Genomic DNA, 21,474 nt, shown 5'->3' with positions numbered 1-21,474 from the left:
AGCAATGACCTCCGGCTTTTTCGTCTCTCTCACCGTTCGGTTCAGAATTCCTTTCAGAGGAGTTAACTGTTCCCGACAGAAGACAAGCGTCACCGACTGTTCTCGCCCGCGCCGAGAACTGCGGCCCCGCCCGCCAGCAACAGCACGCTGGCAAGCACCCAATGCGGGTCCCAGTGTGTCGTCCCGTGGACGACGTGGTGCAGTTCGAGCACGTAGTGGTCAACGGTGCCGTCGAAGAGGTTGAACAGCCCTGCGCCGACAAGTGCGCTTCCGACGAGTCGTCGCGGTGACAGCGGCTCGTCGGAGCGGTTGGCCGTCCCCCACGCGACGGCCGAACCGGCCACCGCGACGGCGAGCATCGCCAGCGCGAACGCGCCATCCCAGAACACGTTCCACTGAAGTCCGGACAGCGTCCCCGGGTCGCGGTAGTTCGACAGCAGGTGGTGGGTCCCCAGGAGATGATGGAAGACGAGAACGTCGAGGACCCCACCGAGGCCGAATCCGGCGACGGCCCCGCCGAACACGAGTCTGCCTCGCTCGCCCATCAGTCCAGTCCCATGCGCTCGTACTGGCTGTCGGGCGCGTCGTAGTCGTCTAGCGCGTCGACGAGGAGGCCGCGCATCCGCTCCGTCTGGTCGCTCGCTCCATCGTCGCCGCTCGTCTCGTCCGTGCCCGGACCGGCCCCCGCGGCGAGGTTCTCTGTCTGTTCGGGGTCGGCCTCCGTGTCGAACAGCAGGGGAGCCTCGTTCTGCTGGGTCGACGGCGCGTCGTACCGCCACACCGGCGAGTCGGTGTACGGCAGGAACGGACCGGCCTCGGCGTCCGTTTTCGGCTGTCGCGGCACGGCGAACTGCCGCGCGTTCATCATCTCGGTGGAGAAGCAGTCTGTCGGCTCATCGGGGACACAGGGGTGCATGTAGGTGTAGCGTCCGTCGGTGACGTTGACCGAGGTTCCCCAGTAGCCGTACAGCGCGTAGTCGCGGTGGTCCTCGGCGTCGCCGCGGATCAGCGGCGCGAGGCTTCGACTGTGGGTTCCGTCGGGCACTGTCGCGTCCATCGCCTCCAGCACCGTGGCGTAGAGGTCGACGGCGGACGTGAGCGCGTCGACGCGTTCGCCGGTCCGGGGGCTGTCCGGATGCCAGACGAAAAGCGGCGTGTTGGCGAGGACGTCGTAACACGGCGGTTCGTTCTTTCCGACCCAGCCGTGGTCGCCGAGGAAAAAGCCGTGGTCGCTGGTGACGATCACCGCCGTGTCGTCCCAGCGGTCGCCCTCGTCCAGGGCGTCCATGACGCGGCCGAACCAGCGGTCGACCATCGTCACCTTCCCGGCGAACTGCGCGCGGGCGAAGTCGAGTTCCCGTTCGGACAGTTCACTCTGTCCCTCGTCGACCGGGCCGTAGTAGGGCCAGAACGGCAGGTCCGGGTCAGCCGGGTCCTCGTCGGTGTACATCGAGGCGTACGGCTCCGGACAGTGGAACGGTTCGTGTACGTCGAAGCTGTCGACGTAGCAGAACCACTGGTCCCAGTCGTCGTGGTCGCCGACCCACTCTTCCGTCCGCGAAAGCACGCGCGGGCCGAAGAACTTCTCCTCGTCGGCGTCCGGGTCGCCGAGACCCAGCGCCTCGGCGTTGCGGGCGTAGTTCGTCCGGTTCACGTAGCCGACGCCGTGGGGCGGGTCAGTCTCGGGATCCGCGGACTGGCGATACAGGCGGTCGTCGGGGTCGCGCGGCGCGGTGCGCCAAGCGTCGTACTCGTGCCCGCGGAGGAAATCGAAGCCGTTGAAGTCCTCGTAGTAGCCGTGGCTGCCGTGCTGGAAGTAGTGGAAGTGGTCCGTGATCAGGTGCGTCAGCGCTCCTGCCTCGCGGGTCAGTTCCGCCAGCGAGTCGTCGTAGGCCTCCATCGGCCCCCACGGACGCCAGAGGAACTCCTGAACGCCGGCCAGCCACTCCCGGCGGGCGGGCATGCAGGGGAGACTCCCCGCGTAGTGGTTGTCGAAGGTGATCGCTTTCTCGGCGAAGCGGTCCAGATTGTCCGTCTCCACGCCGTAGTCGAGACAGAGCGGCGTGTCGCGATACGCCGTGAGAAAGTCCCGGCGGAGGCTATCGATAGAGAGCAACAGGACGTTCATCGCTGGTCGAGTATCGCCTCGTGGTCCGACCCCGTTTCCACCGTTCCGTCGACGACGAGAAACGAGTCCCGATAACACCTGCCGCAGTGGTCGAGACAGGACGCCTCCCGCGTATCGTCTCTGTCAGTAAGCAGGCGTCTCGTCCGCTCGTCGACGTTGTTCAGGCAGTACTCGATCACAGTGACGACGGTTCACGCCCGGAAGTAAAACGGTACTTACCAACTCGCTACAGACGGCCGGGCTTCCGGCCCGAACGTCACTGCAGGTAGCCGAGTTGCTCTAACTGTGCCTTGCGGTCGCCCTCGATAGCGACGTCGGCGTCGGTGTCGGCCGACTCGAACGAGCGGAGCCAGTCGTCGAGAACCGTTTCCATCGAGTCGGCCCGCTCCGGGCGCTGTCGGACGAGGTCGTTCGTCTCCCCCGGGTCGTCGACGACGTCGTACAACTGGCGCGACCCGTCTGACCCACGGACGAACTTGAACTCCGACGAGCGGACGGCCCGGAGCGAGCGGTCGTACTCGTACACGTGCGCCGGCAGGTCGTCGACGTGTTCCTCCAGCGCCTCCATCGACGGTTGCGGTTGGACGTACTCCGCGAACACGTACTCGTGGCGTTCGGCGTCGGCGTCCGGATGAAACGACTGCCCCTGGAACTCCCGGCGCGCCGTCGTCGCCGGGACGTCGGCGGCGTCCAGCAGCGTCGGCGCGACATCGGCGAGGCTGACCAGGCGGTCGTCCTCTCCCCGGCCGTCGAACGCGCCCCCGCTGGCGACGAGTGGGACGTGCAACAGCGTGTCGTAGAGGCAGTACTGGTGGTCCATCAGACCGTGTTCGCCGAGGTTCTCCCCGTGATCGCCGACAAGAACGAAGACGGTGTCGTCCCACTCTCCCGCGGCTTTCAGGGCGTCCCGAACCCTGCCGACGTGTTCGTCGAGGTACGCTATCTCCGCCCGGTAGAGCGCCCGCAGGACCGTCAGGTCACGGTCGCTCAGTTCGAGAGTCCCGGCGAGATACTCCCAGGGCTCTTGGGGCACGTCCATCGCCTCCGCGTAGGAGACGCCGTCAGGCAAGAACCGCTCGGCCAGTCGCTTCGGCGGCCGATACTCTAGATGCGGTTCGAGGTAGTTGGCGAACAGGAAAAACGGGTCGTCGCCGTCCCGCTCACCGACCCAGTTCTCGATCCAGTCGGTCGCGCGTTCGGCCCCCTCGTCGCCGCGCTCTCGGACGAGCGTCCGGTAGACGGCGTTGGCGGCGTTCGTCAGCGGGTTGCCGTCGAACAGCTTCCGCCCGACGGCCCGGACTCGGCTCTCCTCGGTGACCTCGACCAGTTCGCCCATCGCCGTCTCCGACTGCACGAACTGCCAGGTCTGGTGGAACTCGTCGAACCCGCGGGCGAACCCGCCTTCCTGGCTGACCCAGGTGTTCCCCGACACTCCGGCGGTATCGTAGCCGGCAGACCGGAACAGTTCCGGCAGCGTCGGGTACCGGTCTTCCAGCCGTTCGTGTCCAGCGTGCGCGCCGTGTTTCGACGGGTACGTTCCAGTGAACAGCGACCCATGCGAGGGGAGCGTCCACGGTGCAGGCGAGATGGCCTGCGTGAACGTCGTCCCCTCATTCCCAAGTTCGGTGATGTTCGGTGCCACTTCCGCGGTCAGTGCATCGTCGTATCTCGTCGTGTCCGCGACGACGAGCACTACGTTTGTCCCCCCACCCATTTCGTTATCAGATATGAGAATCCCACGGTTAATATTTTTGCCACGTGCCAGATATCGGGTACGACGCCTGTGATTATCAGTTAATAATATATCTGATATGGGTGCCGGGGGGTGATTTCGCGTCGCTCTGGCCGTCGTCGTCGCGTCTGAGAACATATCGGCGTGGAGAGGGACCCGGGAAACCGGCGATTAATCGGCGTCTCAGGCCGCGACAGCTACGATCCGTTCTGTCAGCCGTACTGCAGTCATGCGTCAGATATTCGACCCGTCTACCCGGTCTCGCTACCCCGTGTCCCCAGCCGACGGCGTTCGCGGTCGGCACTACTCCTCGGCAGGAGGCCGGAAAATCCGAACTCGTCGGGTCTGACCGATCCAGCGATGTCGTGTCCGCTCGCCAGCGTTCGATCGGCTCTGCTTGGCCCCGGTTGCTACCGACGAGTGCCGGTCCGCTACCGGCTAGAGCCATTCCTACGGACGAAAGCTGGTCCGCTACCGTCCCGGCGTCAGGCCGCCTCGTCGTCCTCGACTACTTCGATCCCGCGACTGTTGACGGCGTCCGGGTCGAGACCGACTTCTTGGAGGAAGTCCTTGTACTCACGCTCGCAGGACTCCGCCTCTTTCTGGCGGTCGGACGCCCGGTCGCAGAGCGCGATGAGGTCCTCGGGAACGTCGTTCGTGTAGACGATCCAGTGGTTGATGAGGTCGGACAACCGCCGGATCGGGCTGGTGAAGTGGCCGTATATCTCGAAGTTCAGCGCGTGGTGTCCGCCGAACGGGTCGTTCATGTACTTCGCGCGCGGCATCACCTTCATCACAGCCCACTGGATCTTGTCCAGTTGCCGGGCGGGTGCCTCCTCCAGCGTCGCGTTGACGGCTATCCGCGGGTCTTCCCAGGCTTCGCCCGGGATAGAAACGCCGTTCAGGTCCTGGATCTCCCGGAGCGCCTCGTCCCACTCGTCGGGGCTTGGCTGGGGGTGGACGCGGTACATCGCCTCGACGCCGCGGTCCCACATGAGTTCGTGCGTGACCGCCTTGTTCGCCTTCAGCATGCACTCCTCGATGATGGTGTGAGCGCGGTCCCGGCGCGGGTTGAGGACGAGACTCCCTTCCTCCTTGCGCTGTTCGTGCATCCGGTCGGCCAGGTCGAACACGTCCGATATCTTCCCGTGGAGCGGCGAATCCGGGGCGTCCAGCCGGTTCTCCGCCTCGGTGTAGGTGAGTCGCTCGTCGCTCTCGATGACGGACTTGTAGATGTCGATGGTCTCGTATGAGAGCGTCTCCTTGTCGAGGTGCATCTCGACGGTGTGAGCGAGGCGGTCCTCGTTCGGGACGAGCGAACAGACGGTCTCGGCCAGCACCGGCGGGAGCATGTGGACCGTGTAGCCCGGCAGGTAGACGGTGTTGCCCCGCTCGACGGCCTCGTCCCACATCGCGGTGTCCGGGTTGACGTAGTGAGTCACGTCCGCGATGTGGACACACAGCACGTATTCGTCCTCGCGCGTCTCGATGCTGATCGCGTCGTCGAAGTCCTGTGCGTCTATCGGGTCGATGGTCCAGGTCGGCATCTCCCGCAGGTCCTCGCGCTCGTCCACCTCGTCGGCGATCTCCTGCTGGATCCCTTCGGTGCGCTCCTCGGCTTCCTCAAGCACTTCCGACGGGAACGCGTCGCGGATCTCGAACTTCTCGAAGAGTTCCTCCCGCTTGTTCTCCAGATGGCGGGCCATCTCCTCGTCGATCTCCACAGGTCCCTGCGCCTCGGCGGTGCCCGCCTCGGCTTGTGTATCGCTCATGCCCGGGGCTACGGGGGTCGCACAGTTAACCTATCGGGTAGCTATCGACGGCAACTATCGGCGGCCCACACACTCCAACGATAACGAGTACATCGGCTGCGCGAAGCATGATCGGTCTCGACGAACCGATGGACGCCCTCGCCGTGTACTACGTCAGCGACGGCGCTATCGAACGCCTCTGGCTCGGTGAGGCCCGAAAAAGCCCGTCGTGAACGCGTCGATCCCTCTACTGTTCCTCTTCGAGTGTCCCGTAGCGGTCCTCGACGGTCGCGCTGTACCACTCAAGAAACCGCTCTCTGGGGTGCTCGCCGGCGTCTACCTCGACGAGCAGTCCTTCGAGTTCGTCTCGCGGCTGGTGACAGAGTTCGCGGTAACAGGGTTTACAGAGGTACTCGAACTCCTTACCCTCTCGGTCCCAGCGGTCGCCGTACTTGTCGTATTCCCGCGCGTCGGACCGGGGGATCGAGTCCCCGCAGGCGATGCAGGTCTCCATCTCGTCCCGGTTCTTCCGGGAGGACCACATACTACGACAGTAGGCCGGGATTTACTTAGCCCTTTTCGAGTGTGTCAGTCCCCGGTAACGACCTTTACCTGTCCCCGACTTCGCGACGGCCTCGCGTCGCCGCCCCGGAACGGTCGATTTATGCGCGCCGCGGTGGATCCACCGTTCATGCAGGTCAAGTCCCGGCACCACCTCCGCAGCGACGAAATAGACGAGATCGAGGACAACGTCGCCGCCCAACTCGACGTAGAGATCGACGGCGACGCGTACGAACTCGTGGAGTTCGAGAACAGCGACGACGAACTCGTTCTCGTCGACGGCGAACCGGCGGTCGTCTACGTGGACGGCGAACCCTTCCTCACCGTTCGCGGCGCGAACGAGTACCCGCCGGAAAACCGCGTCGTCACTGTCGACGCCGGTGCCGTCTCGTTCGTCAGCGACGGTGCGGACGTGATGCGGCCGGGCATCGTCGAGGCCGACGAGGACATCGAGTCGGGCGACCTCGTCGCTATCGCCGAGGAGTCTCACGGTAAGGTGCTTGCCATCGGCCGCGCCCAGACCGCCGGCGCGGATATGGTCGGCGACAGCGGGAAAGTCGTCGAATCGATCCACCACGTCGGCGACGACCTCTACGAGTTCGCGATCTAATCGCGACCTATTTTCTCGTCGGCGACCTCGCGCCGCGCTCCCATCCGCGGGCTCTTTTTCGTCTGTCAGTATACTTCGCTCCGTAGCGATCCGTCCGGGAGGTGATGCTATGTGCGCGGACGACGAACGGGTCGGTAATGAGCCCTGAAGAGGACGGGTCAGACCAGTCGAGGGTCGGTGCTGGGATCGCTATCGGGGCGGGCATCGGGGTAGCGCTCGGCGCGGCCACCGATCAGATCGCGCTCGGCGTCGCCGTCGGGATAGGTGTCGGAGTCGCGCTCGGAGCGGCGCTGGACCGTCGGTAGCGGCGACACTGCGAGATGGCCGGCGTTCCGCCCGATGACCGCGACGTGAGAACCCGTCACATCTCACGCTCTCTCGTCCGCCTGTTCGGAGTCCGCCATCCAGTCCGGGTTCTCGACGGTCGTCTCGCCGTACGACTCCACCTCGTACGTGCCGGCTACCGTCCGGCTCTCGCCGCCCTCGTCGATCGATATCCGGTACTCGAACTGGTGAATGGTACCTTCCTCGTCGACGACGAGTTCCCCGGACACCGACTCGACATTGTCGGCGATGTCTCCGATCCGCCTATCGACTTCCGTTACCTCGTAGCGGACAGCGGGCGTCCCGTCGACGACGACGGTCCTCGCCGCCGAGAAGTTGAGTATGCCGACTGTGCGCAGCAGACCGGCCTGCGCCCGGTAGTTCGCCTCCTCGTACGTGATGGCGTCGGTGTGAACGGTGCCATCGAAGTGGCGGTATAGTGTTCCGCCCCAGTAGAACGTCTCCTGCGAGGTGTCGCCGCCCCGATGCTGGCGACTGTAGATCCGCTCCCGCTCGGCGTCGATGCGGATGACCGTTCTGGCGGTCCCGCCGCCGTCGAACGTCTGCGTCGCGTTGACGACACCGCCCGTCGCGGCAAGCCGGTCCCAGTGCGTCTCGGCCGCCACCGTTCCGTTCGGGACGCCGTCCTCGTCGTACCCGTCGGGATAGTCGAACTCCGAGAGCGACGGCGTCTCGGCGTCGAAGCCGTCGCCGCCGTCGAGTAGCGCGCCGTTACAGCCGGCGAACAGGAGCAGTACTGCGACCGCGAGGGCTCGTCGGTGAGGGGCCATTGCCAGCCGGTACGAAGACGATCGGTTTGTACCTTCTCAGTTACTCCGTCCCGTCTATGCTGTCCTCGTCGTATGCGTCCTCGTAGCGGTCCATGGCCATCTCGTACCCCTCGACGGCATACTCGTAGGTCTCGCGCAGGTCCTCTATCGGCGTCTCCGTCGCGTCGACCCGCAGGTCGTCGTAGTACGGTTCGACGACGGGGTCGGCGGTCGTCTCGACGAGCAGCGCCGCGCTCTGGACGTGGAGGTCCTCGCGCTTGTCGCCGCCCTCGGCGTGGCCGGCGGCAAGCGCGTCGATCAGGCGTTCTGCGAGCGGTCGGTCCTCGTCACGGCCCGCCTCGTACGCGGCCGCCGTCTCGGTGATGACGTCCTCGCCCGTGAGCAGGTTCCCCGCGACGGTGTAGTTCTCCCCCTCGACGTGCCCGTACCAGTCCCCGCACTCCTCGCCGGAGAAGGCGAAGGTCCCGTCCGCGTCCACGCCGTGTAACTGACGACCCTCCCGTCCGTCGTCCGCGTTCAGCAGCGATTCGAGCGCGTCTTCGACCGCCAGCCCGTCGTCGAGGTATTCGACGCCTTTCCGCCCGAGTTCGACGTTGACGAGGCTCTGCGTGGCGACGGCCCCGTTCTCGCTGGCGAACGGACAGAGCGTCCCGACGCCCGGAAGCCGCGTCGTGACAGCGACGCCGAACCGGGTCTGCTCGTCTCCGCTCTCGTCCTCGAACCGCTCTTTCACGCAGATGCTGAAGGTCATACCGATCACTGACACCGGTTCATCAAAAAGATCGGTCTTCCGGAAAGTCGCCGCCGGAGTCGGCTACACGACCCCGGTTTCGGAGGCGGCCGACGCACGCTTCGTCGGCGTGTCTGACGTAAGAACTATACTCGCTCCGCCGGAGGTGTTTCCCTATGGGACTCATGAGTAAGATACTCGGCGACCGCAATAGTCGCTCGACTGGGGATTACGTCGAACTCAACCCTGATGACTTCGACGCCGGAACGAGCGAGGCGGCGATGGAAGTTCATATCGCCGAGATAGCGGGCAAAGAAGACGTGATAGACATCAAAGACGCCGTCTACGACGGGGACCTTATCATTGCTGACATCACTCGTCTCCGGACGGAGGACCCGACGGTCGAGCATATCACCGACGAACTTCGGCAGGTCGCCGAGGAAGTCGGCGGCGACATCGTCCAGAAAGGCGACGACCAGATCATCGTCACGCCGACCGGCGTCAGCATCAGTCGCGAGAAACTCGGCACGCGATAACCGTCGCTCGCGCAGCGTTCTTTCTGCCCTGTGGAACCGAAAACGCGGTCGAAAACCGTCTCAGGCGTCGACGTCGTGGTCGGGGTCGTCCTCGACCGACCGTTTTAGCGATTCGCGCCGGGCCTTCGCGTCCCGACCAGTCGCTTCCAGCAGGAACTCGTTTTTCGCGTCGACAGCGTCGGCCGCGGCGTCGGCGTTCCCCTCCGCGATGACGTCTTCCGCGTCTCGCTCCTCGAAGTGGACCGCCAGTTTGTCCTTCTTGCTACCGTAGGACGCCGTGCCGGCGATGATCTGGTCGAACACCGGATTGTCCGGGTTCCCGATGACGTACAGTTCGTTGCCCTCGTACTCCTCGGTCCCGGTCACCTCGCCGAAATACTCCTCGATAGTCGCTTTCATTTCCGGGATCCGTTCTTCGAGATACTCGCCACGACGCATCTTGTATTCCTTCATAAGTGATGAGATGCACAGGGGGAGGTTTACCCTTTTCGCGTCAGCGCTCCCGTTCAGTGATGTATCCGTGCCGGCATTCGGGGCAAATATCCCCCGACCGGAGCGACGACCGGGTCGCAGAGGCGCTGTACCCGCACTCCGGGCAGACGAACTCCGTGTCAACGCTCTCGGTATCGGTCGGCGCGTCGGGCGACGGTGCGGACCCGGCACTCGTGATACTCGTCTCCGTGGTCGGCTGGTCTCCGCCGACGGTTTCGTCGCCGTCGATGTCGACGTTTTCGGCCTCGGGCGTCAGCCCTCCACCGAACTCGACGTCGGCCGTTTCGTCGCCGAGTTCGGCGTCGTACCCCTCGTCCTCGCCCTCGTTCTCGGGCCAGGCCGTCGGTTCCATCTCGTCGTCGTCGGCTCCGGTGTCCTCGGCCTCCGGCCATTCACCGTGTTTCCGGTCGCGGTCCGGCTCTTCGTCCTCGTCGAGGATAACCGCGTCGTCCTCCTCGGTGGCCGGGGCGCTTTCGGCCTCGGCGACCACGTCTTCGGCGGTGTCCGTGCGTGCTTGCTCGGCCGCGTCCGTTTCCGCGGCAGTCTCCTCGATTATCTCCGCGTCGTCCGTTACGTCGTCGCTCTCGTCCGCCGTGGCGGACTCCTCGGCGGAAGCGGTGTCGTCCGCGGTGGGCGAACTGGCGGGCGTATCCCCGTCTCCGCTTTCGCGCGCGGCTTCGAGACTGTCGTCGGTGTTCGCCGATGTGTCGTCCGTCGTCTCTGCGCCTGTGGTTCGCCCCAGCGACGTGACGTTCGTGTTCTCCGTGAGTAGTTTCTCCTTCCCGCAGCGCGTACACGTTTCGACCTCGCGGACAGTCTCCACCACCTCGCTACCGTCCTCCTCTCGCTCGCGTTCGACCTCGGTTTCCCCGAAGTCGTGCCCGAGTAACGAACATCTGATACCCATTGTCACTCCATATCCAACCGGGGCTCAAAAGGCTACTGCTTGGCCTGATCAGGGGTTAATGGTAAAACCCACCCTCGCCAAGTATGGGCCATGAGAGCAAAGCGGGAGTACCGTGACCGGGATTCGGTCGAGGTTTCGGTACTCGACGCCCTCGTCGACCGGAGCGAGGAGGGGATGACTGTCTTCGAGATCCGGTCACACGTCGAGGAGGACATCGACGACCTCGAAGGCGCACTGGCGACGCTGAAGGAGGACCAGCTAATAACCGTCGACGAGAACGGCGACCGGACGGTGATCAAACCGGACGACCGCGTCGTCCCTGACCCGGGCGAGCCACAGGACGATGACCAGAGCGTCTTCGACCGGGTCCGCGACCGGCTACCGTTCTGATAGGAACTGTTGTACCTCAGTACGGCAGTTCGAAGATCCGCGTCGGCGAGTTCCAGGACACGTTACAACGATCCCGATGATAGGGAGGTTTTTCCGCCGCTACCCCCACGACACGAGTATGACAGTTATCGAGTCGGTCCACGAGGACCACGGCGCGACGTTCGGCGGACGCGGCGGACGCCGCGTTCCGGTAGAGTACGGCCGCCCCAACAGAACCCACCGCGCTGTCCGGAACGTCGTCGGCGTGACGGAGATGCCGTACGGCGTTGTCGTCGTCACCGGCGACGACCGCGTCGATTATGTCGACAACGCCGTTTCCAACGACGTTCCGTCCACGGACGGCGAGGGCGTTTACGCTCTCCTGTTAGACCCTCAGGGCGGCATCGAAACGGACATCTACGTGTACAACGCGAACGACCGCCTCCTGCTGTTCACCCCACCCGGCCGCGCTGAGCCCCTCGCCGCGGACTGGTCAGAGAAGGTGTTCATCGAGGACGTCGAGATCAGCGTCGCGACCGACGAGTTCGGCGTCTTCGGCGTCCACGGCCCGAAAGCGACCGAGAAGATAGCGAGCGTTCTCAACGGTGCCGCGTCTCCCGACGAACAGCTCTCGTTCGTCCGCGGGTCGATGGGCGACGAGGGCGTCACCGTCGTCCGCACGGACGGTCTCGCTGGCGAGGAGGGGTTCGAGGTCGTCTGCGCCGCGGCCGACGCCGCGGACGTCTTCGACACGCTGGTAAACCACGGGCTGAACGCCGCGCCGTTCGGACTGCACACCTGGGAAGCACTCACGCTCGAAGCCGGGACGCCGCTGTTCGACACGGAACTGGAGGGCCGGATCCCCAACGTCGTCGGGATCCGAAACGCGCTCGATTTCGACAAGGGCTGTTACGTCGGCCAGGAGGTCGTCTCCCGCGTGGAGAACCGCGGTCGACCGAGCAAGCGCCTCGTCGGCCTCCGACCCGACGCGGTGCCGGACGCCGGTGCGGCCGTGTTCGCGGGCGACGAGGCGGTCGGCGAGGTGACGCGTGCGGTCGAGAGCCCGATGCTCGATGAACCGATCGCCTTCGGGCTGGTGGACTTCGACGCGCCCGCGGACGGCCTCACCGTTCGCGTCGACGGTGAGGAAGTCACGGCGCAGCGCACGGCACTACCGTTCGTCGAGGGGAGCGACCGGTCGGCGCGACTGCCGACGTACTGACCCGTCTTTTCCCCTGGAACTTATCACTGAAGCCGCGGCCACACCCGCCGTGTTCTGAAAAACCGCCGCGGAGCGGTCTGCGGGTGCGCGATCAACCGCTTCGCGTTCGAACGTCTCTGCGGATAGATCGCCTGCTCGCTACGCGCCACTCCAACTACGAGAACACCTTCCGCAGGTGCTCTCGCGAGAACAGCGACGACGGACGGTCCATGTGAACACCGATCTCCCCGGAGAGCGCGCTCAGGCCCGCCCGCTGGACAGGTTCCGGCAGGGAATACGCCCGCCGGAGCCAGTGGCCAAGGCGGATCTCCTGTGAGAGGTCGTCGCGCCACGCGCGTTCGTACGCCGCGAGCGACGCCGGACTGTCCGGATCGATCTCGCGAACGGCGTGATCGGCGCTCGTCATCCCGTAGAGGATGCCGCCGCCGGTGAACGGTTTCGTCTGCGCGGCGGCGTCGCCGAGCAGGAACCCTCGGTGGCTCGTCACGCTCTCCGGCGGTCCGATGGGGATCGCGCCGGAGCAGCGTCTGTGCAGGTCGACGCCGTACCCGTCGACGAGGTCGTCGAATCGGCCTCCCACGTCGTCTCCCGGCGGAGCCGCGAGTCCGTACTCGACGCCGGCGTCGCCACGCGGGATGCGCCAGGCGAAAAACCGCGGCGCGCTCAGGTGGACGTCGACGTAGTCCGTGGCGTCTGCGTCCGAGTCGAACCCGAGAACGCCGTGTAGAAGTTCGCCCGGTTCCGCCAGGTCGAGTTCGGTGCGGACACGCGACCGCGGTCCGTCACAGCCCGCGACCATCTTCGCCTCGAACGTCTCAGTACCGTCAGGGCCGCGGACGGTGACCGCGACGCGGTCGTGACGCTGGTCGACCGCAGTGACAGTGTGGTGTTCGCGCACGTCAGCGCCGGCGTCGCGCGCGAGACCCGCGAGATGGCGGTCCAGTCCCTCGCGGTCGATGACGTTCGACACCACTTCGCGCTTGTAGAACCGGTGAGCGTCGCTCCCCGGCCCGCCGACGTGAAAGCGCGCGCCGACGATCTCGTTCTGCAGCAGTTCGTCGCGCGCGTTCTCGCCGGTGAACCCCCAGATGTCGGTACTGACGTGGCCGGAACAGGCGAGCGGCTCTCCGACCTCGCCCTGTTCGAAGGCGAGCACGTCGTACCCCTCCTCTGCGGCGCGCCGGGCGAATCGCGATCCGGCGGGGCCGGCCCCGACGACGACGAAGTCGTACATGTCCGACGAGTCGACGGGAGGGGCTAAATCCTTCCCGGTCGCACATCGTCGTCTCGCGGGCCGCGCGATCCGCGTTCCCCGGTCGAATCAGCCTACGACCGCCAGGCCGCGGCAGGTGTCTTCGCCGAACCGCTCCCACGGCACCGGAACGCGCTCCCAGCGGTCGCCCACGTCGGCGGTGCGGAACAGACCGTGATTCGTCGCCGCGAACAACTCGCCCGCCTCCGTTCCAGCCGCGAGGACCGCTCGGACGACACCCTCGCCCGCCGGGAAGTCGGTCAGGCGAAACCACTCGTCGCCGTCGCGCTTGCGGTAGAGGTACGACTCCGCTCGGCTGGCCGTATGTGCCGAGTACGCGCCGCTGGCGGCCGACACGAGCACCGTGTTCGGATCGTCCGGATCGACGGCGAGGCTCCAGCAGTAGCGGTGTCCAAGCCCCTCCTGTGGATGGTCCCACGTCTCGCCGCCGTCGCGCGTCTCGGCGTACCCATCGCCCGCCGCGCTCCAGGCCCGGTCCGGGGCGTCGGGGTGGGTGGTCAACGTGTGGTTGTCCCGGCGCGATCCCGGCGGGCGCTCCCGCCACGTCTCGCCTCCGTCTTCCGTCATGACGAGCGCGCCGGCCTCGACGCCGACGTAGAGGCGGTCCGCGTCGTTCGGATCCGGTTCGATCCACCGGACGTGATGTGTGTCCGGACGCGGCGGGAACGACCACTCGTCAGCCGATGGGAGGTCGATCAGTCCGTCGAGAAGCGACCACGTCTCGCCGCCGTCCGTCGAACGGTACACCCGCGAGGGTTCGGTCCCCGCGTACACGACATCGGGGTCCCGAGGCGAGACGGCGACGGACATCACGGCATCCTGTTCGATCGTCTCGCGACCGACCCGTTCGAACGAGTCGCCGCCGTCCGTGGACCGCCGGAGACCGGACCCGAACGTCCCGACGAACGCGCGGTTCGGAGCGTCGGACGAAACGTCCACGCACTCCAGGTCGTACCCATCGAGCGATCGCGTGTCGGACCACTCTGCTCCTTCGCGTTCGGCGACTACGAGCGCGTCACGCATTGCGGCGTACGCTGTCGGCATGGGCGTAGCTACGGCCGTCTCGGAGAAAGTTCTATCCTGAATTCGACTACTGTAAAAGTAGAGACGTGTCGGTACCGAAACTACTCAGTCGTCGCCCGCAGCCTTCACCGGCTCTTTCCGCTGTCCGCGCGGGCCTTCGAGGTCCACGTCAGGTAGCAGGTCACGGAGGTACCGCCCCGTGTGGGAGTCGTCGTTTCGTGCGACGGATTCGGGCGTACCGTTGGCGACGATCTCGCCGCCGTTCTCGCCGCCCTCGGGGCCGAGGTCGACGATGTTGTCCGCGTTCTTCACGAGGTCGAGTTCGTGCTCCACGACGACGACCGTGTTGCCGTTGTCGACGAGGCGCTGGAGCACCTCGATAAGTTTGCGCTCGTCGGCGGAGTGGAGACCGGTCGTCGGCTCGTCGAGCAGGTACAGCGTGTCGCCGGTCTGTTTCTTGCCGAGTTCCTCGGCCAGTTTGATGCGCTGGGCCTCGCCGCCAGACAGCGTGGTCGATGGCTGGCCGAGTTTCATGTAGTCGAGGCCGACGTCTTTCAGCAACTGGAGCCGACGCGAGAGGCGGGTGTCAGCTTCGAAGAAGTCGTAGGCTTCCTCGACGGACATCTGGAGGACGTCGGCGATGGTTTCGCCTTTGTAGGTCACGTCCAGCGTCTCGTCGTTGTAGCGTGCGCCCTCGCACTCCTCGCAGGGGACGTACACGTCCGAGAGGAAGTTCATCTCGATCTTGACGGTCCCCTGGCCGCCGCACTCCTCGCAGCGGCCGCCCTTGACGTTGAACGAGAAGCGACCCTTCTCGTAGCCGCGCTGTTTCGAGAGCTTGGTCTCGGCGAACAGTTCGCGGATGTAGTCGAAGACGTTCGTGTACGTCGCTGGGTTCGACCGCGGCGTACGGCCGATAGGACTCTGGTCGATGAGCCGGACCGTCTCCACGTTGTCGACTCCCTCGATAGCGTCGTGGTCGCCGGGGTCGACGGAGTGGTTGTCGTTCATCTCGCGGGCCAGTCCCTTGTACAGGATCTCGTGCATCAGCGTCGACTTTCCGGAGCCGGAGACGCCCGTGATAGCGGTGAAACAGCCGACCGGGATATCGACGGTCAGGTTTTTGAGGTTGTGCTGGCGCGCTCCGCGAACGGTGAGTGCGCCTTGCGGGTCACGGCGCGTTTCCGGCACTGGGATCTGCTTGCGCCCTGCGAGGTAGTCGCCCGTAACGGAGTCCTCGCAATCGATGATCTCGTCGGTGGTCCCCTGAGCGACGACCTCGCCGCCGCGCTTGCCGGGGCCGGGACCCATGTCGACGACGTTGTCGGCGCGGCGCATCGTCTCCTCGTCGTGTTCGACGACGATCAGGGTGTTGCCCAGGTCGCGGAGTTCTTCCAGCGTGTCGAGCAGGCGGTCGTTGTCCCGCTGGTGGAGACCGATAGACGGCTCGTCCAGCACGTAGAGGACGCCGACGAGACCGGAGCCGATCTGCGTCGCGAGGCGGATGCGCTGGCTCTCGCCGCCCGAGAGCGTCGCAGCCTCGCGGTTCAGCGTCAGATACTCCAGGCCGACTTCGGTCATGAACCCGAGTCTGGCCCGGATCTCCTTTAAGATCTCCTCCGCGATAGTCAGGTCGCGCTCGGACATCCCGTCCTCCATCCCCTCGAAACGTTCCAGAGCGTCGCCGATGCTCATCTGATTGACTTCGGTTATCGAACTTCCCTCGACTAGCACGGCGCGGGAGGCGGGCTTGAGGCGCGTCCCCTCGCAGGCGGGACACTCCGTGACAGTCATGTAGTCCTCGATGTGTTCTCGCGTACTGTCGCTTTCCGTCTCGACGTGACGGCGTTCGAGGTTCGGAACGACGCCCTCGAATCGCTTGGTCTTCCGGCGGGTTCCGTTGCTCGTCTGGCGCTCGAACAGCACCTCGTCGTCAGTGCCGTAGAGAAACGCCTGCTGAACGTCCTCGTCCAGTTCGTCGAACGTCGTGTTCACGCTGACGCCGAAGTGGTCTGCAACGGCGTCGAGGCGGGTGCGGTAGTACGACCGGTTGTAGCTCCACGCTTCGAACACGTTCTTCAGTGGTTTCGAGGTGTCCTGGACGACGAGGGCCTCGGACACCTCTTTCGTCTCACCGATGCCCTCGCACTCAGGACAGGCACCGTGCGGGCTGTTGAACGAAAACGACCGTGTCTCGATCTCGGGGAGGTCGATGCCGCAGTGCGTACAGGCCAGGTCTTCGGAGAACTCGACGACGAGGCGGTCGTCCGCCTCCCCGGCGAGGTCGCCGGTCGACCGTGCCCTCGTGCCGCCGAGACCGACGTCTTCGGGCGGATCGGGGAGGATGACCTTGAGGACGCCGTCGGCCTCCTCCAGGGCGGTTTCGACGCTGTCGGCGATGCGTGAGCGTGCGTCGGGTGAGACTTTCACGCGGTCGACGACGACGTCGATAGTGTGGTCGTAGTTCTCGTCGAGGTCCGGTCTGTCGAGGGTGAGGTCGTAGGACTCGCCGTCGACCTCGACCCGGCTGTACCCCTCGCTGACGAGTTCGTCGAACGTGTCCTCGAACGCCCCCTTCTGGTCGCGGACGACCGGCGCGGCGAGTTTCGCCCGGGTCCCCTCCGGTAGTTCTAGCAGGCGAGTGACCATCTGCTGGGCGCTCTGCTCGCCCACCTCGCGGCCGCACTCGGGGCAGTGCGGCGTGCCGACGCGAGCGTACAGCAAGCGGAGATAGTCGTGGAGTTCCGTCACCGTGCCGACGGTCGACCGGGGGTTGTTTGCGGCGTTTTTCTGGTCGATGGATATCGCGGGGGAGAGCCCCTCAACCGTCTCGACTTGTGGTTTGTCCATCTGGCCGAGGAAGTTCCGCGCGTAGGCTGATAGCGACTCGATATATCGGCGCTGCCCCTCTGCGTACACCGTCTCGAAGGCGAGGGAGGACTTTCCGGATCCCGACAGTCCGGTCACGACGTTGAACTTCTCACGGGGTATCTCGATGTCGAGGTCCTTGAGGTTGTTCTCCTCCGCACCTCGTACCTCGATGTAGTCCTTACTCATCTACACTGTGCCAGGGACGCAGGGTGTGAAACCCTGTCGGTTTTAGGTGCGGGTCGATCTGCGGATACGACCATACCGGGTATCGGAAGGCGTCTCCCGCCCGATCTTGTATCCACGGCGACGTGTCGTTTCTCCGTTCTATCGCTCGCCACCGAGCTGATTTTATAGACCGGTTATTTATCTTTAAGTGATAGAACGAGAGTTCGAATCTATGGCATTCACTGACGTTATCGCCGGTATCGATCTCACTGGCGAACGGTACACGGTGAAGCAGTCGCTGATACGGAACAAGTACGCCGTGTACGACGGCAACGGGTCGCTCGTCCTGAAAGCCAAACAGAAACTCTTCAAGATGAAAGAGGACTTCCCGTTCGTCACGCCCGACGGCGAGACGGTGTTCAGGGTGAAAGCCCAGAACCTCCTCGATATCGCAGGTGACTACGCGATCATCGACGAACGTAGCGGTGAGACTATCGCCGTCCTCGAAAAACAGTTCACCTTCCTCAAGCACGTCTGGCGCGTCAAAGACCCCGATCACGACGGCGTCGTGGCGACCGTCGAGTCCCGTGGGGCGCTGGTTGAACTCCTCCGGCACATCCCCATTCTCGAAATAGCCACGTCGTTCATCCCTCACAAGTACACGATCGAATCGCCTCGCGGCGATTCACTCGGTGAAATCGCGGGGCAGTTCTCGTTCCGTGACGTGTACGAGATCAGCATTCAGGAGACGGGCGAGGCGCCCCGCGAAGCCCTGGTCGCCAGCGCTATCGCTATCGACGCCCTAGAGGGGAATTAATACTGTCGGCTGTAATCCCTTGAAGAATATCGGACCCTCGGGGACCGAGTATCATTACGAAGTTACAGCCGACAGTATAACGACTTCCTGCCTCGAATCGTCGGTGGCGACCGCTCCGCCACCGCTACACCGTCTCCGGCAGCCACCCGCCGTCGACCTCGACGTTCTCCCCGCTGATGTAGCCGCTCTCCTCGTCGAGGAAAAAGAGCAGAGCCTGAATCACGTCGTCGAATGCGGCGGGGCGGTCCCGCGGGAGGTCGTCGGGAAACTCGTCGGAGTTCTCGACGACGTAGGGGGAGACGGCGTTGACGGTGATCCCGTCGTCTTGGGTGTCGTTAGCGAGCATTCGGGTGAACATCAATACGCCCGCCTTGGCGATGAAGTAGGGCGCGTTCTTCGGGGAGATAAGCCCCTTCTCGCTGCTGGCGTAGCCGATGTTGACGATGCGGCCCCACTCCTGTTCACGCATCTCGGGTAGCGCGCGCTTCGAGCAGAGGTAGGTCCCGTTGACGTTCGTCTCCAGAACCGTGTTCCACCGGTCGAACGATATCTCCGCCCAGTGGTCCGGCGCGAACGCCCCGACGTTGTTGACGAGAACGTCGACCGTGCCGAGGTCGGCTTCGACGGCGGCGAACACCCCTTCGACGTCGTCTGGATCCGTCACGTCTCCCTGAACTGTCGTCGCGGCCGCCGCGCCGCGGTTTCGGGCCGCGTCGGCTACACGTTCAGCGGCGGCCCCGCTAGTTCGATAGTGGACGGCGACGCTTGCTCCTCGTTCAGCGGTCGAGAGAAGAAGCTCTCTGCCGACGCCTTTCGCGCTCCCGGTGACGAGTACGACGCGGTCCGTCAGATCTGGCTCGATCATACAGGATGTTCGGCTGTCCCGGTCAAATATACCGGCGGTTGCTACAGTAGCGTCTGCAAGTCATCGCACACCAGGCCCCGCAAGCGTGCGATCTGGTGTGTACACGGTTGCAAACGCTACTATCGCAGGGACGGCTCGGGGCGCTACGCTGTTTCGCTGACGAACGCGGACAGTCGAAACCGTCCGTTCGGCCCGTCTCTCTCACCGTCAAAACTTTGATGTGGGCCCCAGTACTTCCGGTATGGCTATCGAAACCGTTCTCCTCGCCGTCGGGGAGAAAGACGAGCCCCGGGCCGAGCGACTCGCTGACGCGGCCATCGACGTCGCCGCCCCGACCGGTGCCACGGTCGTCCTGGCACACGTGTTCACCGACGACGAATACGACACTGTACTGGACCAGTTAGATTTCGACCCAAGCGGCGAGGTGACGCCGGACGAGGTCGCAAACCGGCACGCGACGATCCGCACGATAGGCGACTTGCTTTCAAGCGCCGGAGTCGAGTTCGAAACCCGCGGCGCCGTCGGTAGCCACGGCGAAACGATCGTCGACCTGGCGAAAGACGTCAGCGCTGACCGCGTCGTCGTCGGCGGTCGCCGCCGCTCGCCCACCGGCAAGGCGGTGTTCGGAAGCGTCGCGCAGGAAGTGATGCTGTCGTCGCCCTGTCCGGTCACGTTCGTCCGCGACGCGTGACTCACTCCTCCGCGCGGTCCGTCCAGTCTTTCTCTAGCCGCCGTTCCATGACGTGACGCCGTCCGTCGGCTATCTCGTCGCGCGTCCGGCGCTCGAACGACTCGAAATCGTCGAGGAACCCCCGCTGATACGTCTCCAGCAGGTCGTAGGTCCAGCGGTCGTCGACGACGCCTCGCGGCAGATACTCGTCCCGCACAGCGTCGGCGAGTTCCTCGTGTCCCACCTCGCGGAGGAGCGACTCGCCGTCGTCCAGATGGTCGATCGCGTGGCCGGTCGCGTGGTGGAACTGGACGAGATGTCCGTGTGCGCGCTGGAGCCACTCCAGACAGAGTTCGACCTCGTGAAGCGCCTTCGCCTCGGTGTCACTGATATCGGACTGCTCCTCCCCCATGCGTGACGGTACGATGCCGACCGGGATAGACTTCGGGGCTCGACGGTGACGCGGAACGTCTGTCCGAGAGACGACTGTCCGCGGATCTGACCGCGCAGAGTCGAACGTTCGGACGGTCCGGCACATGAGATCGATCACACACATCACCGGAGCGAACTGAACGTACTCGGTGCCGAGTGAATCTATGCAGTTAAGTGTCGGCACGTTCGTTCCTTCACCAGAATGGCCAACTACGCGGGCGTCGACCTTGGCGCGACGAACGTCAGTGCGGTCGTCGCCGACGACGAGGGGACGATTCTCGGGTCACACCGACAGTCAACCCCGCGCGGGCCGACCGGTATCGCGGTCACCGAGGCCGTGCTGTCGGCCCTTCGTGCGGCCTGCGAGGATGGGGGGATAGACGCGACGAGTATCGGGGCGGTAGGTATCGGCTCGATCGGTCCGCTCGACCTCGCGGAAGGGGCGGTCGAGAACCCGGCGAACTTGCCGGATTCGATCGACCGGGTTCCGCTGACGGGGCCGGTCGAGAAACTCGTCGACAGCGACGAGGTGTACCTCCACAACGACACCAACGCCGGCGTCATCGGCGAGCGGTTCCACAGCGAACGTAACCCCGACGACATGGTGTATCTGACCATCTCCAGCGGCATCGGCGCGGGCGTTGCCGTCGACGGGAACGTTCTCTCGGGGTGGGACGGCAATGCCGGCGAGGTCGGACACATGGTCATCGACCCGCAGGAACTGCTGACCTGCGGGTGCGGCAAGGACGGTCACTGGGAGGCCTACTGTTCGGGCAACAACATCCCCCGGTACGCCGAGTTCCTGCACGACGAGGACCCCGTCGACACCGCGCTTCCGCTCGACGACGCCGAGTTCGACGCCGCGGACGTGTTCGCCCACGCCGGCGAGGACGAGTTCGCGGACCACGTCATCGACCAGGTCGCCCACTGGAACGCAATGGGCATTGCCAACATCATCCACGCGTACGCCCCGCTCGTCATCTACGTCGGCGGTGCCGTTGCCCTCAACAACGAGGAACTCGTTCTCGACCCCGTTCGCGAGCGCCTCGACGACATGGTGTTTACCAACCTGCCCGAGATCGAACTGACGACGCTCGGTGACGACGTTGTCGTCAGGGGCGCGCTCGCGAGCGCGTTGACCCGAGGTACCGGCGACCGGGGCCGAATGCGTAACTGAGGCGTCGGTTTCGCTCTGATCGCAAAAA

Annotated in this window: 23 protein-coding genes; 7 read left to right on the top strand and 16 right to left on the bottom strand. The window is 64.9% G+C overall.

Annotated elements, in window-relative coordinates; translation table 11 throughout:
• Positions 1–89: 89 nt before the first annotated feature.
• From EYW42_RS03530 to EYW42_RS03505, 6 genes are all read right to left on the bottom strand, one after another.
• The gene (locus EYW42_RS03530) at positions 90–545 is read right to left on the bottom strand and encodes a DUF2243 domain-containing protein (protein ID WP_135533870.1); all 456 of its coding nucleotides are present in this window, start codon (positions 543–545) and stop codon (positions 90–92) included.
• Entirely contained in the window at positions 545–2,128 is a 1,584-nt protein-coding gene (locus tag EYW42_RS03525; protein WP_135533869.1) for a sulfatase, read from the bottom strand. Before EYW42_RS03525 ends, EYW42_RS03530 begins: the two co-directional genes overlap by 1 nt.
• Entirely contained in the window at positions 2,125–2,307 is a 183-nt protein-coding gene (locus tag EYW42_RS03520) for a DUF1450 domain-containing protein (protein ID WP_135533868.1), read from the bottom strand. The genes EYW42_RS03525 and EYW42_RS03520 overlap by 4 nt, the downstream gene beginning before the upstream one ends.
• A gap of 77 nt (positions 2,308–2,384) precedes the next feature.
• Positions 2,385–3,842, bottom strand: coding sequence for a sulfatase (locus EYW42_RS03515; protein ID WP_135533867.1), 1,458 nt, complete (start codon positions 3,840–3,842; stop codon positions 2,385–2,387).
• Between the two features lie 503 nt (positions 3,843–4,345).
• Positions 4,346–5,632 (bottom strand): RNB domain-containing ribonuclease, encoded by a 1,287-nt coding sequence (locus EYW42_RS03510; protein ID WP_135533866.1) that lies wholly within the window; start codon positions 5,630–5,632, stop codon positions 4,346–4,348.
• A gap of 226 nt (positions 5,633–5,858) precedes the next feature.
• Positions 5,859–6,155, bottom strand: coding sequence for a DUF7562 family protein (locus EYW42_RS03505; RefSeq protein WP_135533865.1), 297 nt, complete (start codon positions 6,153–6,155; stop codon positions 5,859–5,861).
• 147 nt (positions 6,156–6,302) lie between these two features.
• Between EYW42_RS03505 and EYW42_RS03500 the strand changes: the two genes are divergently transcribed.
• On the top strand, positions 6,303–6,782 hold the full coding sequence (locus tag EYW42_RS03500; RefSeq protein ID WP_135533864.1) for an RNA-binding protein: 480 nt from the start codon (positions 6,303–6,305) through the stop codon (positions 6,780–6,782).
• A gap of 158 nt (positions 6,783–6,940) precedes the next feature.
• Here EYW42_RS03500 and EYW42_RS19395 read toward each other — a convergent pair whose 3' ends face one another.
• Genes EYW42_RS19395 through EYW42_RS03490 form a run of 3 tightly spaced genes read right to left on the bottom strand, consistent with a single transcriptional unit; the run spans position 6,941 to position 8,648 of the window.
• Positions 6,941–7,147 (bottom strand): hypothetical protein, encoded by a 207-nt coding sequence (locus EYW42_RS19395; RefSeq protein ID WP_161972903.1) that lies wholly within the window; start codon positions 7,145–7,147, stop codon positions 6,941–6,943.
• Positions 7,148–7,150: 3 nt separating this feature from the next.
• Positions 7,151–7,897, bottom strand: coding sequence for a DUF7537 family lipoprotein (locus EYW42_RS03495; RefSeq protein ID WP_135533863.1), 747 nt, complete (start codon positions 7,895–7,897; stop codon positions 7,151–7,153).
• Positions 7,898–7,937: 40 nt separating this feature from the next.
• Positions 7,938–8,648, bottom strand: coding sequence for a DUF1028 domain-containing protein (locus EYW42_RS03490; RefSeq protein WP_135533862.1), 711 nt, complete (start codon positions 8,646–8,648; stop codon positions 7,938–7,940).
• Between the two features lie 155 nt (positions 8,649–8,803).
• Between EYW42_RS03490 and EYW42_RS03485 the strand changes: the two genes are divergently transcribed.
• Positions 8,804–9,163 carry a cell division protein SepF gene (locus tag EYW42_RS03485; RefSeq protein WP_135533861.1) on the top strand — a complete coding sequence of 120 codons (360 nt, stop codon included), beginning with the start codon at positions 8,804–8,806 and terminating at the stop codon, positions 9,161–9,163.
• A 60-nt stretch (positions 9,164–9,223) separates the two neighbouring features.
• Here the strand turns inward: EYW42_RS03485 and EYW42_RS03480 are convergent, their stop codons facing one another.
• Both EYW42_RS03480 and EYW42_RS03475 read right to left on the bottom strand, forming a co-directional pair.
• Positions 9,224–9,616 (bottom strand): DUF5611 family protein, encoded by a 393-nt coding sequence (locus EYW42_RS03480; protein WP_135533860.1) that lies wholly within the window; start codon positions 9,614–9,616, stop codon positions 9,224–9,226.
• A gap of 40 nt (positions 9,617–9,656) precedes the next feature.
• Complete coding sequence (locus EYW42_RS03475; RefSeq protein ID WP_135533859.1) at positions 9,657–10,562, bottom strand: DUF7093 family protein; 906 nt, start codon at positions 10,560–10,562, stop codon at positions 9,657–9,659.
• Positions 10,563–10,652: 90 nt separating this feature from the next.
• Between EYW42_RS03475 and EYW42_RS03470 the strand changes: the two genes are divergently transcribed.
• Both EYW42_RS03470 and ygfZ read left to right on the top strand, forming a co-directional pair.
• The gene (locus EYW42_RS03470) at positions 10,653–10,952 is read left to right on the top strand and encodes a DUF6432 family protein (RefSeq protein ID WP_135533858.1); all 300 of its coding nucleotides are present in this window, start codon (positions 10,653–10,655) and stop codon (positions 10,950–10,952) included.
• Between the two features lie 118 nt (positions 10,953–11,070).
• A complete protein-coding gene (gene ygfZ, locus EYW42_RS03465) occupies positions 11,071–12,153 on the top strand; it encodes a CAF17-like 4Fe-4S cluster assembly/insertion protein YgfZ (RefSeq protein WP_135533857.1) in 1,083 nt (360 codons plus the stop codon).
• Between the two features lie 154 nt (positions 12,154–12,307).
• Here the strand turns inward: ygfZ and EYW42_RS03460 are convergent, their stop codons facing one another.
• The 3 genes from EYW42_RS03460 to uvrA all read right to left on the bottom strand — a co-directional run bounded on the left by EYW42_RS03460 (position 12,308) and on the right by uvrA (position 17,506).
• Positions 12,308–13,387, bottom strand: a complete 1,080-nt coding sequence (locus EYW42_RS03460; protein ID WP_135533856.1) for a geranylgeranyl reductase family protein — start codon at positions 13,385–13,387, stop codon at positions 12,308–12,310.
• 87 nt (positions 13,388–13,474) lie between these two features.
• Entirely contained in the window at positions 13,475–14,470 is a 996-nt protein-coding gene (locus EYW42_RS03455; RefSeq protein WP_135533855.1) for a WD40/YVTN/BNR-like repeat-containing protein, read from the bottom strand.
• Positions 14,471–14,554: 84 nt separating this feature from the next.
• Positions 14,555–17,506: an excinuclease ABC subunit UvrA gene (gene uvrA, locus EYW42_RS03450; RefSeq protein WP_135533854.1), complete on the bottom strand. Its 2,952-nt coding sequence runs from the start codon at positions 17,504–17,506 to the stop codon at positions 14,555–14,557.
• Between the two features lie 211 nt (positions 17,507–17,717).
• Here uvrA and EYW42_RS03445 point away from each other — a divergent pair, with 211 nt between their 5' ends.
• Entirely contained in the window at positions 17,718–18,302 is a 585-nt protein-coding gene (locus EYW42_RS03445) for an LURP-one-related/scramblase family protein (protein ID WP_135533853.1), read from the top strand.
• Positions 18,303–18,426: 124 nt separating this feature from the next.
• Here the strand turns inward: EYW42_RS03445 and EYW42_RS03440 are convergent, their stop codons facing one another.
• Entirely contained in the window at positions 18,427–19,167 is a 741-nt protein-coding gene (locus EYW42_RS03440; RefSeq protein WP_135533852.1) for an SDR family NAD(P)-dependent oxidoreductase, read from the bottom strand.
• Positions 19,168–19,408: 241 nt separating this feature from the next.
• On the opposite strand from EYW42_RS03440, the gene EYW42_RS03435 reads away from it, so the two are divergent.
• Positions 19,409–19,858 carry a universal stress protein gene (locus EYW42_RS03435; protein WP_135533851.1) on the top strand — a complete coding sequence of 150 codons (450 nt, stop codon included), beginning with the start codon at positions 19,409–19,411 and terminating at the stop codon, positions 19,856–19,858.
• A 1-nt stretch (position 19,859) separates the two neighbouring features.
• Here EYW42_RS03435 and EYW42_RS03430 read toward each other — a convergent pair whose 3' ends face one another.
• Positions 19,860–20,249: a hypothetical protein gene (locus tag EYW42_RS03430; RefSeq protein WP_135533850.1), complete on the bottom strand. Its 390-nt coding sequence runs from the start codon at positions 20,247–20,249 to the stop codon at positions 19,860–19,862.
• Positions 20,250–20,471: 222 nt separating this feature from the next.
• Between EYW42_RS03430 and EYW42_RS03425 the strand changes: the two genes are divergently transcribed.
• The gene (locus tag EYW42_RS03425; RefSeq protein ID WP_135533849.1) at positions 20,472–21,446 is read left to right on the top strand and encodes an ROK family protein; all 975 of its coding nucleotides are present in this window, start codon (positions 20,472–20,474) and stop codon (positions 21,444–21,446) included.
• Positions 21,447–21,474 lie beyond the last annotated feature (28 nt).

It is taken from the genome of Halostella pelagica (assembly GCF_004762015.1).
GTDB lineage: Archaea > Halobacteriota > Halobacteria > Halobacteriales > Natronoarchaeaceae > Halostella > Halostella pelagica.
The sequence above is the reverse complement of the archived record's forward strand: the minus strand, read 5'-3'. Positions and strand labels throughout refer to the sequence as shown.